This is a genomic window from Acidithiobacillus sulfurivorans, assembly GCF_018853815.1.
GTDB lineage: Bacteria > Pseudomonadota > Gammaproteobacteria > Acidithiobacillales > Acidithiobacillaceae > Acidithiobacillus > Acidithiobacillus sulfurivorans.
In genome coordinates, this window is the sequence record NZ_JAAOMP010000025.1 from 1 (window position 1) to 12039 (window position 12039).

Consider the following 12039-nt stretch of genomic DNA (forward strand, 5'->3'; position numbering starts at 1 on the left):
CATGATGTCAATCATCGGAATGATTTCGACCCGGCCTTTCTTCTGCTCAAAGTAACGCCGGTTCATTATCCTGCCCTCGCCACGACAACCGCTTCCGCGTTGGGGCGGCCTTCAGCGTCAAAAGTCACGACCGGCTGACCATCCATGCGGTTGATGAGCATGGTTTTCACTGAATCCAATTGCAGCAGAATCATGCGCACCTGATTGTTGAACGCATTGAAGGTCAACAATCCAAGCATGGCGATGAACAGACCGGAGGCCGTGGATACCAGCGCATCCGCAACGCCACCCGTGACCTGCATGGGCGCGTGTCCGGGTTGAGCCAGGACCGAAAACGCATGGAACATGCCGATGATGGTCCCAAACAAACCGAGCAGGGGAGCCAGGGTAATAATGGTGTCCAGCAACCAAAGGCGACGATCCAGTTTCGGAGCAATAACCAGCACGCTTTCTTCCAGGCGGCTGGCGAGAGCTTCGCCTTTCACCTGACCACTATGGGCGGCGGCGGTACGCAGCAGTGCGGCTTCGGGTAAGTCGCCCGCATCTTCGGCCAGGGTATTGAGGGCTTCGCGATCAAGGCGGCCATGACGACCAAGCTCCTGCACAAACACCAGACCACGCAAAATGGTCCGCCGCAGGTACCAGAAACGATCTACCATCACAGCCAGTTCCACCAGCAGCATCAGGCCCAGTATGTATAAAACCCCGTCCGAGTAGTTGGCGAGGTGAATGAGATATTGCAGGTTCATCAGAAAAGCACCTTGTAACAATGAAGGTGCTACCTTAACAAACTAATGTGACAGTTTTATGAACCTTTTATGACAATTTTACATCAAATGATATTTTCTGCGGCAAAGTCAGCCGATAACCAAAACCATGCACCGTTTCCAACCATTCTCCGGCACCGGCCGCCTCCATATATTTACGTAATCGATGAACCTGAGCAGCAACTGAGTTTTCCTGAATGAATTTTTGACCATCGCTCAGTACATTGGCTATTTCTGAGGCAGTAAATGTTCGATCCGGATGCAGAGCCAGATAGTGCAGAAATCGGAACAGCCTCCGGCTCAGACGGATTTCAAAACCGTTCAAGCGTATTCGACTGCTTTCAGGATTGATCCATATATAAGGGTCCTGTCGAACTTCCGTAGACTCCCAATGATGTCCACTTTTTAATAGCGTTCCCACTTGCGCTCGTAAAATAGACTCGGCCACGGTATCCGCCAAATAGGCACTGGCACCGGCATCCAGTGCGGACATGGCATGGGCTTCATCATCGGCACCCAATGCCAGTATGGATAAGTGCATACAAACCGGGAGGGTTAATAATTCATTCAGCCATGGAGCCATATCCACAGACCAATTCGTAATAATGAGCAAGACCGGATGCCAGCGTTTAATGAGCGGCAAAACATCACGTTCGTGACCATTCAGCGCTTTGACAAAAGCTCCTGCGCGCTGTAATCGTAAAGCCATCTTATCTGCTGGCTCACCTGCAGAAAATACCAGGATTCTGGAACCAACCAGCGTGCTGATGTTCTCCACTTTAGCAGCCGTCATTAATAACAGGGCATCTGTCAGGTGCATGGCATGATGAAGCACCCCACCGACCAGGGTATAAAACATATTCGCTCCTGATTTTTTTGATTAATCATTAACTGCGCACTTTCCGGAAAAAGCATTTATTTATAAAATCAGGCAGGTAAAAACACCTGCCTGATGATTCATCAGGAAAACCTCAGGAAGGCGTCATCCCTGCAGGCGTATTCTTGCGCATCGGCACCACAACATCTTCGCCGCTGGCTTCTTCAAGGGATTTACCAGCAGGTTCCTTGAGGCAGAAAGCCGTGAGCAGCAAACCGGCCAGAGCGAAAAAGAAAGTGATCATCAAGGTTCCGTGCAAACCATAATCATGCAGCAAGATCGGGAAAACCAAGGCACCCAAAAAAGCACCGACTTTGGCTGTTCCTGCAGACAGGCCATGTCCGGTAGTCCGCAAATTGACCGGGAAAAGTTCTGCAGCCAGAACAAAGGTGGTAGTATTGGGGCCGTATTCTGCAAAAAAGTAGGAAACGCCGTAAAGCACCAGAAAAACACCCATAGATTCAGTCAGCACCGGGAAAGCACCAATCAGCAGGAACATCAATCCCATCAGAAAAAATCCAAGCATCTGCAGGGTTTTATGACCGACACGATCAATAGTAAACGCCGCCAGAAAATAACCAGGGACGGCAGCAATAGCAAATACCATCAAACTCAATGCCGTACTGGTCACTACATCTGCATGCGGGGCAATATGGGACATGATCATGGGGGTAGAAATAGTATTTCCGTAATAAGCATAGTCAAACATGAACCAGCCACCGGCTGTACCCAACAGCGTCAACCAGTAACGGCTCAAAGGCTGTTTGACAATTTTATCCTGAACCGTAGCCGTCGCCGTTCCCAAGCTGAAAGAAGCCAGTTGCTTGCCTGCTGCTACGGCATCGCCTTTGACACGGGCCAACCAGCGCGGAGATTCGGGTAGGGTACGACGAATATAAATGACGGCGGCCGCCGGTAAAGCACCCAGCCCCAGCATCAGACGCCAGGCCAAATCATGATTCACACCCGCCGCCAGAAGCGTTAAAGCCACTACCGGACCCGCTACCAAACCAATGGCCTGGGCTGAAAAAACCAGACTGACCATGCGACCACGGGATTTGACGTTCGCATATTCGCTCATCAGCACAGCGGAGAGCGGATAATCTCCACCAATCCCCAAGCCCAAAATAACGCGGGCGATTAATAGCACGGTCACATCTGGAGCAAAAGCGGATAGTAGTGCGCCGACGGTCATCAATAGTGCTTCAAGGCCGTAAATGGCCTTGCGACCCAGTCGATCCGCCAGGGTTCCGAATACGTAGGCCCCCACGAAAGTGGCGATAAGTGAAATGGAACCAATCAACCCGACTTCGGCTGCGCCCAGGTGCCACTCACCCTTGATCAGCACCAAGGCGGTACCAATAATGAAAAGATCATAAGCAGAAGTGAAAAAGCCCATTGCGGACGCAAACATGGCTTTAAGATGAAACGGACTGAAACTGGCAGAGTTGAGCGCCTCTGCCACATTGTTTTGCGTTGAACTGCCTTGCGGTGTTGCCATCGTGGTCTCCTTTCTAGTCTGGACCTTACGACAGGCTACACCCCAATTATGACCGTATTGTGAACTTTTTATGACACTTTTATGACAGTTTCCCCAAACCCCTATTGTAGAGGAATGGTTTCCTGAGCCGGCTGCTGCGGCGCCGCTTCTGCAGGAACATTATCTTGCGCAGGCGGTAGACTCGTCGGTGCTGTCGCACTGGCAGCCAAACCCAAATGCTGAGAAAGCAGCTTCTGAAACTGCAAGGACATCGGTTTGTTACCCAAGGTGCCGATACGAATATTCGCCTTGGTCACATCAGTCGCCATGGAGGTCAAGGTTACCCGCACGGTATCTCCTTCCGTGGTCATCCCTTCTAACAAATATTTGGAAGGGCTTTTGCGGATCTCACCATTATAGCGTATGCCCATGTCTGCAAATGCAGACTGAGACGCAGCACTCACCCGATTCATAGAAGCCGGATAGTAAGCATAAAAATTGGCGACCCCGCCATTTTGCGCATAGGCTACCGCTCCACCACCGGCACTAGCAGCCAGAAGAGCAACACAGCCCCCCAAGGGCAAAGTGGCCACTGCAGCAGCTAAAGCCAAAAAGGTAAAACGTCGTTGAATTAACATGTACCCGCTCCTCCATACCACCTGAAAGCCAAATACAGAAAAGCCCGGATCAACCGGGCCGTTCAAATCAAATTTGGTACCGAGAGTCGGACTCGAACCGACACGATGTCACCACCACCGGATTTTGAGTCCGGCGCGTCTACCAGTTCCGCCATCCCGGCAAAATAGCTGGTACAGTATACCTCTATGACCTTCATGCATCAAGACCACCCTATGCACTCTACTCTCTAGCCAGCCCTGAAGAACCCAAGCATCTGTCACAAAAGGTTCACAAAACTGTCATCATACTGTCATATTAGAATTGTATATTACAAGCAACAAGAAAATAACTTAAGCGTAAACCCAAAACAACTGTTTGAAAATAAGTACAGCCATTCTCTATCTGCAACTTGTGTGCAGAGAGGATTAATGGCTGTAAAAAAATGCCATCTTAAAAATAAGATTGCATTGTCATCGATTACTGCGTCAAGCACTAACGGAAGGGAGCCTGTCATGATCAACCGTCGTAAAAAAACACTTTATCTTGCCATTATCAGCGCCACTGTGAGTCTTTATGGCATTAACGCGGAAGCGGATCAGTCTTTGGGTACAGTAACCGGAACAGCTACCGCTAGCAACAATTTCTTCGGTAGCAGTCCCAACGTCAATACCGGAGAAACCCCCAAAAGCGATATCCAGCGTATTCAAAAGTTCAACAAAAAAGCCACCAATCAGGAGACTTTGATCACCCGAGGGCAATTTGAAATGCTGGCACCCACCGACTCTTATACCCAGGTATTGAACAACATGCCCAACGCTATGGTCGTCAGCAGTGGTGACAGCATGGACGGTGACGACGTTTACATCAACGGATTCGGCAAATCACTGATCAATTTTACCTTGGATGGTATCCCGCTCAATGACAATGACAGTTATACCTATTACACCAACGAGTTTATACCCTCTGTACTGGTAGCCGGTACCAAATATTATCCCGGTGCTGAATCCGCTGCGATTCCCGGGCTTTCAGCTTTCGGTGGCTCCGTAGAAACCTACAGCCTTAAACCTTCGCCATCACCTTTTGTGCGACCTATCGTCGGAGCTGGATCTTTTGGTAAATACAATGTCGGCGGTTTGATTAATACCGGCCTTTTTGCCAAGAGCTTTGCCCCAACCTCCGCCTGGATATATGTGAACAAAACCCAACGGGATGGCTACTTTCAAAATAATTCTGCCCTGCAAAACCAGTTTTTATTCAAATCTGTCACCCAAATTGGACCCGGTGCCCTGACTTTATTTTTCTCCCAAAACAATCAGCGCTTCAACTATTATAATGGAGCCACAGCAGCACAAATTGCTCAATATGGACAGGACTACAACAGTTATACCAGTAATCCTTTACTTCCCAATGGTAAGGCCAACTACAATTACACCGGATATAACTATAACCAGTATCTGAACTGGCTAGGCTACGCCAAATATGAGGGTGAAGTTGGCAAGGTCAAGTTTTCAGACCAATTGTACTATTATTACGGAAATGGATTCAGCGCCAGCGCGACCACTTACACCCAGACTCTACTGACACCAGAAGGGACGATTGGCAGGTTTTCTCCCGCGAGAAATGGCGTTTTACTGAGAAACAGTGTCAACAATACCCATCGTTGGGGCAACCTGGCACGAATCATCTATCCGGTCGGTCCGGTCAGCACAGAACTGGGTTTCTGGTTCAATCATAATAATACGCTGCATGATTCCCGTTATTTTAGTGCCAGCAATACTTATCTTGGATCTTCCTATTCGGAGCCTGTGGTCACCAACACCTACCAGCCCTATATCAATTTAACTTACAAGCCTGTTGATGCACTTACACTGGCTGCTGGTTTTAAATATCTTTATGTCACCCGGGATTTCAAAAATACGGTAGCTCTGGCTCAAAACAAGCCTGGTCAATTCAATGTAAATTTCGGTTCCGTATTACCTTCTGTGGGTGCCAACCTGCGTATCACTGACCACTGGCATGCATTTGCCAACTTTACACAAAATACTAACCCTCCTGGATATAACCAGTTTTATACCGGGACCTACAATGCCGAGCTTAAACCCCAAAAAGCCAGCACCTACAGTGTCGGTACGCACTGGGATATTGGTCCCTGGAGCTCCAGTCTTCAGGCCTTCCGAGTCGATTTCCAGAACTACATTTTAAGCACAACCATACTGGTCGGATCATTGAATCAGACTGTTCTGGCTAACGCGGGTACAGCCATCAACCAAGGCCTCTCCTGGCAAAATAACGTCGTATTGAACGACATTTTCAGCGCCTATGCCAACTTTGGCGTCCTGGATGCGCGTATCACTTCATCCAATCAGCCTTTTCCCTATGCTCCGCATCACACTGAGGCACTGGGACTTATTGCCCGTTACCATGGTCTGCGAGCAACAGTTTCCCTCCATGAAATGGGTCAGTCGTACTATAACCTGGGCGGAAAATTTCTTCCTTTGGGTAGCCGTTTCTTTACGGACGCTTCTCTACGTTACACCTTCAGAAATGCACCTCTTGGCCAGTCTCTGGGCTTCAAAAATGTGACTGCCAGCCTTAATCTGAACAATTTGTTTGATCGCCGATTTGTGCAGAGCTATACCGGTAGCAGCAGCAATCCAAATCTGAAACTCAATCTCCCAACCAGTGTATATGCGACCATTGAAGCCACTTTCTAAGCATTAAATAATCGAATCAGCCTCTCCTTGTGATTTTGGAGAGGCACTTTTACAAGAGAGAACCAAGATGGACTTTTCAACAATAGCCAGCGTTGCCGCCAAATCCGGTGGTATCCTTTACATTATGCCCCTGCTCCTATTGATCGTGTTATGGGTCAGTATTGAACGATTTTTGTTTTTGAGTCGCATGAGTCGCCTCGGAGAAAAAATGGCGAGCGCTTTGGAACAGCTTCCCGACATCAAGGAGCAAAGCCTGCGTCCCCTCGCAGATTCTGCAGAATTTCCTTTCCGCGCTTTGCTCCAGGTACCCATCCGTTTTCCCAACATCAAGGATAGTGCACAGCTTTCTGAAATTCTGCAGGAAGCAGTCATGCGTCAGGTGCCTTTACTGGATAAACGGCTTTGGCTGCTCGATACCACGGTTACTCTGGCTCCCTTGCTAGGTCTTTTAGGTACCATTATCGGTATGTTTCATGCCTTTCAGATTTTAAACAACGTGGCCAACAATCCCACGGCCATTACCGGGAGCGTAGCTGAAGCACTTATGGCCACAGCAGCCGGCCTGGTCATCGCCATTATCGGTCTGGTCAGTTTTAATGGCCTGCAAAACCAGATGCGTTTTGTTGTTCATCAAATGGAAACCTTGCGCAGCATGCTCATTAATCGTTTGTCCGGACTGGACCATAGTCATGCCCTGAATAATACCGAGACACAGCCTGTCATTTATGCGGCGAAAGAGGCCTGAGTCATGCAATACCTCGAAATGAAAAAAGGGCGTGTCGAAATCATTCCGATGATTGATATCATGCTCTTTCTACTAATATTCTTCATCATGATTACTGTGCACATGATCCCCAGCCAAGGGCTACCAGCGCACCTTCCCGGTTCCAGTTCTGCCCAGGAACTCCCCAAACCTAAAGTGATATTGACCTTACATGCAGATGGAAGTCTGGAATTCAAGAATAAAACCATCACTCTCCAGGATCTCGAAACCCGATTGCGCCAGGGAAACCCATCAGAAACCCAGGTAACTATTGCCGCTGATAAGGGTGCTGACATTCAGGCTTTGGTAAAAGTCATGGATGCCTGTCGTCATGCCGGGGTCACAGCAATCGGCCTTGCTGCAAAACCCGTGTCATGATGTCCGCAGATTTGCGTCCACTGGCAAATTTGGTCAAGGCACCAAGAAGTAACGGCAACTTCAAGGCGTTTGTGATTGCCGCGGCTATTGAATCGGTATTTGTCGCTTTGCTGATCTGGAAAAGTACAGAGCAAACCCCTCCACCGGCAGCCATCAATGCCCCCGTTACCATCAGTCTGGTGCCGCCAACCCCACCCAAACCGCTGCCGCCCATGCCCAAACCACAGGTACAACCACAACCCAAGCCAGTACCACGACCAGTTCCGCGACCTCTGCCACGGCCAGTGCCACATCCGGTTGCCGAGCAGCAGGCAAAGCTTCCCCTGCCGCCAACACCAATGCCCAGCCCGGTTCAAGCCCCTACACCCAAGGCCGTAGCCACTCCACCGCCTCCACCTCCAAGCGCCGCACCCGTCAGCCCGGCCGTGCGGGAGGACTATCTGGCACAAGTGAAAGGGGCCATTCAGGCAGCGGTCCATTTTCCAGAATCCGCAAAAATGCTGGGTGAAAATGGACGGGTTCAGTTACATTTTATCCTTCATGCCGGCCAGATTGGTGGTGTAAGCATTACGCAAAAAGGCAGTATGGGTGCCTTTGATACGGCCGCCATTGCTGCCTTGCGCGACGCCCATCTCCCCGCAGTCCCCGCAAGTCTCAAAAACAAAAGCTTTGATTTGAGCATCTGGGTGGAATTCAAACTCAGTGGGCAAAACGAATAATTCATAACGGCCATAGGCCTGGATGATTGCAGCAGCTCTGGCTACCGCCACAGGAGCGAAAACATCCAGAGCAAATAACGTATCTGAAAGGGAGCTCATACTCATGTACATTTCACGTAGAAAATTTATAACCCACTCGGGACTTGGTTTAGGGCTGGGCCTCAGCCTACCCATGACAGCTTTCGCCATGCAGCTGCCCGCCCGGGCCACAAGCCTGCATGCCGGACCCATGACGGGTTATCCGGCGCAACGGTCGGCGAGTATCTGGATGCAGACTTTGGGGCCTGCCAAGGTAAGTATCGCTTATTGGCCCGTCCATCAGCCGCATTTACGTGAAACCAGCATCGAAATGAGCACCAGTGCCAGGGAGTTTTATGCCGCATTGCTCACTTTGGATGATCTTGCCCCGAATATGACTTACCAAACTGAAATACAATTGAACGGAAAAATCTGAAGTGGAAAAAACCTGTAAATACATACCCTGGAACTCTGGCAATGGCGTCAACCCGCCCCGGATTTCAAAGTCCTCACGGGGTCTTGCGCATACATCAATGATCCACAATATGATCGTCCGGGCAAACCATATGGGGGTGGATATGAAATATATGATCCCATGACAGATGAAGCCGCAGATATGATGATCTGGTTGGGAGACAATCTTTATTTCCGTGAGGCCGATATTCAAAGCCCTGCAGGAATGGCCATGCGCTATTGGACGGATCGCGCCTTTCCGCCTCTGCAAAAGTTTCTGCAATCTACCCGACAGGTTGCCATCTGGGATGATCATGATTATGGAGCCAATGACAGCGACAGTAGTTTTGTCCTGAAACAAAGTGCACTCCGCCTTTTTCAGAATTATTGGGCAAACCCTTCTTATGGTCTGCCAGGAACTCCCGGGGTATTTACCCAATGCACCCTGAATGATGCCGATTTTTTTCTACTGGATGATCGCTGGTACCGCGATGCAGATGCTGCGCCCTTGTCGCGCGGCAAGCAAATGTTTGGCAAAGAGCAAATGGATTGGTTAAAAAACGCCCTGCTCAGCTCCCGTGCGCATTTCAAAATCGTTGCCGCAGGGGGTCAACTATTTAATGATGACGATGCTTATGAAGGCTGGAATTTATATCCGGAAGAACGTCAGGATTTTATGGACTGGCTCCAGAATAATCATATCAGGGGATTATTGTTTCTTTCGGGAGATCGGCATATCAGTGAATTAATGCGCAGACCCCGCCCACATTATTCTGGCAAACACGATTATCCCCTCTGGGAACTCACCAGCTCTCCACTTAACTCCAGTCCGGCCAAAGGAGACGCCAACCCCTATCGAGTGCCAGGGACATTGATAGAAGCCAGAAACTATTGCAGCATTGAGTTCCTCGGCAAAGGCTCTGGGCGTCATCTACTCCTGAGTTGCAAATCCACTGAGGGTATGACCCTTTGGGAACATCAGATCAGCAGCGCCGATCTGGGCTACATCTGAGCCAAAAAACCAACATCGCCTAACAACGGCAGTGGGCCTGCAGGCTTTTCGCTCCAACGTCCCTTGCCTGTTGTTCTAAAGCTCATCCTGAATTTCACAGCCTCAAACGGGCCAGGACAATTCTGCGCACAAGCCGCCCCCAGCCCCATTCAACAAGCGCAGGCGCATGCCTTGTGCTTCGGCCAGCTGGCGTGCAATGGCCAGGCCTAATCCACTTCCTTCACCATGCCCTCTGGCATCATCCAGACGAATAAATGGCTCAAAAACCTTTTCCATCTCGATTTCCGGAATTCCCGGACCGGCATCACAGAGGCGGATCAAAACCTGGTTTGCCATTTTCCTGAACTCCACGCGAACCTCTCCGCCGCCGTAACGTATGGCATTATCCAGCAAATTGGATAATAAGCGCCGCAAAGCCTCTCGATCACCCCGAAAAGCATAACGGCGAGGTAACTGGGCATGCCATTGCCCCCCTGCCCGCTCAAAATCGGCGCCAACTTCTTGCAATAAAACCATCAAATCAAAATCTGCCACCTTGGCCGCCATACCGCGCCCCAGATCCAGCGATTGTGCAAGCAGGGCGTCCATGCGCTCGATGTCCTGCAACATGCCATCATGCAAATGCTGGGGGGTATTTTTCGGAAGCAGTTCCCAAGCCATGCGTAATCGGGCCAAAGGCGAACGTAAATCATGGGAAATACCCGTCAACAAAAGAGATTGATGATTAATCATTGCCTGCAAACGGGTGCGTAATTCAGCAAAAATATCGAGAATATTCTGAAACTCATAGGCTCCGCTGGGCGGCAAGCTTGGCAATGGTGCCTTCAGCGAGCTTTGAAGAGCTGTAGAAATAACATCCAGCGGCTTTAAAACCCTGCGCACCAGAATCATGGTCAAAACCACCAGTGCCAGGGTCGAAAACGCCAAAACAAAAATCATGGCGATGGGCAATGAGGAGGCGAGGCGCCCCCGATCAAAATGCACCCAGATCGTTTGTCCGGAAATATTTACCGGAACCCAGAAAGTTCGCACCGCGCCACCCAACACATCTACGGGAACCGGTTTTCCCAGACGTTTACTTAATGCCTGGCTCAAAAGCCAACCATAAATATGACCATGCGTATGTCTGATTGAACGATCGAGTTGAGCCGAGATTTCTACCCCATTATCCGCACGCAGACTTTCCAGAAAAGCAGGTCGTTTTTCGGGCGAAAGCTCGGTGTAGGTTTTGGCGCTGATCACAATCAGACCAGCCAGGTCTTCCGCCGATCGTTCTGCCAACGGATAAAGCACGGTCAGAACAACTATCACCAAGGTAAGAATCTGTAAAATGACAATACCCGGCCCCAGCGTCCAGGCCGTCTGCGAAAATAAATTTCTGCCCCGTCGCAAACTCATGGGCCCGGCACAAAACGATAGCCCAAGCCGCGTTCTGTCTGCAAAAAACGCGGTTGGCGGGGATTTTCTTCCAGTATTTTTCGTAAGCGGGTTACGCGTACATCAATACTGCGATCAAAACGTCCATCTTCTTCGCCGCCCAAAAGCTGCAACAGCAAATCCCGGCTCAAAATACGTTTTGGTCGTTGTGCAAAAACCAGCAATAAATCCATTTCCGCCGGGTTGATGTCCACCTCAGCATCGCCATGATATAGCCGGCGCTCCGAAATCTGCAGGTGAAATTTCCCGATCTCTACCTTGTCAGCACCTTCATCCTTGCCGCTCCGCCGCAACAGTACGCGTAAGCGCGCCAACAACTCCCTGGCGTTAAAAGGCTTGGACAAATAGTCATCAACCCCACTTTCCAGACCAAGAATGCGCTCGTCATCCTCCCCCCTAGCCGAGAGCATCAAAATAGGTGGGCCGCCTTCCTTGCTGCGTAACTCTTTGGCCAGACTGATGCCGTCCTGTCCCGGTAACATCCAGTCCAATACGATGACATCTATTGGACCAGCAAGCAGGTGTTGACGCATCTGCTTGCCATTAGCTGCCAGCAAAACCGCAAATCCCTGTGCTACCAGATACTCCCGTAGCATATCTGCAAGTCTTTGATCATCATCGACTATCAACACGACCGCCATAACCTGCCTCGCTTGTTCTTCCCTGTGAAGCGCAGCGCCCCATCAGGAAATATTCCCGAAATATTTACCGCCTACCATTATAGTGGACCCCAGATTTGAGACAATAGTTTAAGCTTGTTGTCTGGTCAGGAGGAGACGATGAGCGCAGCAAAGCGGAAAGTG

Annotated in this window: 12 protein-coding genes, 1 tRNA gene and 1 pseudogene; 6 read left to right on the top strand and 8 right to left on the bottom strand. The window is 49.9% G+C overall.

Going from position 1 to position 12039, the window contains the following annotated elements; translation table 11 throughout:
* The 6 genes and pseudogenes from HAP95_RS17440 to HAP95_RS01270 all read right to left on the bottom strand — a co-directional run.
* Nucleotides 1-66, bottom strand: a pseudogene (locus HAP95_RS17440) (ExbD/TolR family protein); the annotation flags it as partial.
* Nucleotides 66-749, bottom strand: a complete 684-nt coding sequence (locus tag HAP95_RS01250) for a MotA/TolQ/ExbB proton channel family protein (protein WP_215882621.1) — start codon at nucleotides 747-749, stop codon at nucleotides 66-68. The pseudogene HAP95_RS17440 and the gene HAP95_RS01250, both read right to left, overlap by 1 nt.
* Before the next feature lie 67 nt (nucleotides 750-816).
* Nucleotides 817-1626, bottom strand: a complete 810-nt coding sequence (locus HAP95_RS01255) for a winged helix-turn-helix domain-containing protein (RefSeq protein WP_226832386.1) — start codon at nucleotides 1624-1626, stop codon at nucleotides 817-819.
* Nucleotides 1627-1738: 112 nt separating this feature from the next.
* The gene (locus HAP95_RS01260) at nucleotides 1739-3145 is read right to left on the bottom strand and encodes an MFS transporter (protein ID WP_215882622.1); all 1407 of its coding nucleotides are present in this window, start codon (nucleotides 3143-3145) and stop codon (nucleotides 1739-1741) included.
* Nucleotides 3146-3246: 101 nt separating this feature from the next.
* Nucleotides 3247-3762: a DUF3568 family protein gene (locus HAP95_RS01265; protein WP_215882623.1), complete on the bottom strand. Its 516-nt coding sequence runs from the start codon at nucleotides 3760-3762 to the stop codon at nucleotides 3247-3249.
* Between the two features lie 74 nt (nucleotides 3763-3836).
* Nucleotides 3837-3923 (bottom strand) — tRNA-Leu (locus tag HAP95_RS01270).
* 331 nt (nucleotides 3924-4254) lie between these two features.
* Between HAP95_RS01270 and HAP95_RS01275 the strand changes: the two genes are divergently transcribed.
* From HAP95_RS01275 to HAP95_RS01300, 6 genes are all read left to right on the top strand, one after another.
* Nucleotides 4255-6456: a TonB-dependent receptor gene (locus HAP95_RS01275; RefSeq protein WP_215882624.1), complete on the top strand. Its 2202-nt coding sequence runs from the start codon at nucleotides 4255-4257 to the stop codon at nucleotides 6454-6456.
* A 67-nt stretch (nucleotides 6457-6523) separates the two neighbouring features.
* On the top strand, nucleotides 6524-7201 hold the full coding sequence (locus HAP95_RS01280; RefSeq protein ID WP_215882625.1) for a MotA/TolQ/ExbB proton channel family protein: 678 nt from the start codon (nucleotides 6524-6526) through the stop codon (nucleotides 7199-7201).
* Between the two features lie 3 nt (nucleotides 7202-7204).
* Nucleotides 7205-7597: an ExbD/TolR family protein gene (locus HAP95_RS01285; protein ID WP_215882626.1), complete on the top strand. Its 393-nt coding sequence runs from the start codon at nucleotides 7205-7207 to the stop codon at nucleotides 7595-7597.
* Nucleotides 7598-7668: 71 nt separating this feature from the next.
* Nucleotides 7669-8316, top strand: a complete 648-nt coding sequence (locus HAP95_RS01290) for an energy transducer TonB (RefSeq protein ID WP_368356531.1) — start codon at nucleotides 7669-7671, stop codon at nucleotides 8314-8316.
* 103 nt (nucleotides 8317-8419) lie between these two features.
* Nucleotides 8420-8770 (top strand): DUF7800 domain-containing protein, encoded by a 351-nt coding sequence (locus HAP95_RS01295; protein WP_215882627.1) that lies wholly within the window; start codon nucleotides 8420-8422, stop codon nucleotides 8768-8770.
* 93 nt (nucleotides 8771-8863) lie between these two features.
* Nucleotides 8864-9799, top strand: a complete 936-nt coding sequence (locus HAP95_RS01300; protein ID WP_368356532.1) for an alkaline phosphatase D family protein — start codon at nucleotides 8864-8866, stop codon at nucleotides 9797-9799.
* A gap of 102 nt (nucleotides 9800-9901) precedes the next feature.
* On the opposite strand, the gene HAP95_RS01305 is transcribed toward HAP95_RS01300, so the two are convergent.
* Entirely contained in the window at nucleotides 9902-11197 is a 1296-nt protein-coding gene (locus tag HAP95_RS01305; RefSeq protein WP_215882629.1) for a sensor histidine kinase, read from the bottom strand.
* Nucleotides 11194-11877: a response regulator gene (locus HAP95_RS01310; RefSeq protein ID WP_215882630.1), complete on the bottom strand. Its 684-nt coding sequence runs from the start codon at nucleotides 11875-11877 to the stop codon at nucleotides 11194-11196. The genes HAP95_RS01305 and HAP95_RS01310 overlap by 4 nt, the downstream gene beginning before the upstream one ends.
* Nucleotides 11878-12039: the final 162 nt, after the last annotated feature.

What these genes read in the sequence shown, in the direction of transcription:
- HAP95_RS01255 (WP_226832386.1), bottom strand. Translation starts at nt 1,626, where the DNA reads ATGTTTTATACCCTGGTCGGTGGGGTGCTTCATCATGCCATGCACCTG.
- HAP95_RS01285 (WP_215882626.1), top strand. Translation starts at nt 7,205, where the DNA reads ATGCAATACCTCGAAATGAAAAAAGGGCGTGTCGAAATCATTCCGATG.
- HAP95_RS01305 (WP_215882629.1), bottom strand. Translation starts at nt 11,197, where the DNA reads ATGAGTTTGCGACGGGGCAGAAATTTATTTTCGCAGACGGCCTGGACG.
- HAP95_RS01265 (WP_215882623.1), bottom strand. Translation starts at nt 3,762, where the DNA reads ATGTTAATTCAACGACGTTTTACCTTTTTGGCTTTAGCTGCTGCAGTG.
- HAP95_RS01250 (WP_215882621.1), bottom strand. Translation starts at nt 749, where the DNA reads ATGAACCTGCAATATCTCATTCACCTCGCCAACTACTCGGACGGGGTT.
- HAP95_RS01260 (WP_215882622.1), bottom strand. Translation starts at nt 3,145, where the DNA reads ATGGCAACACCGCAAGGCAGTTCAACGCAAAACAATGTGGCAGAGGCG.
- HAP95_RS01275 (WP_215882624.1), top strand. Translation starts at nt 4,255, where the DNA reads ATGATCAACCGTCGTAAAAAAACACTTTATCTTGCCATTATCAGCGCC.
- HAP95_RS01310 (WP_215882630.1), bottom strand. Translation starts at nt 11,877, where the DNA reads ATGGCGGTCGTGTTGATAGTCGATGATGATCAAAGACTTGCAGATATG.
- HAP95_RS01295 (WP_215882627.1), top strand. Translation starts at nt 8,420, where the DNA reads ATGTACATTTCACGTAGAAAATTTATAACCCACTCGGGACTTGGTTTA.
- HAP95_RS01280 (WP_215882625.1), top strand. Translation starts at nt 6,524, where the DNA reads ATGGACTTTTCAACAATAGCCAGCGTTGCCGCCAAATCCGGTGGTATC.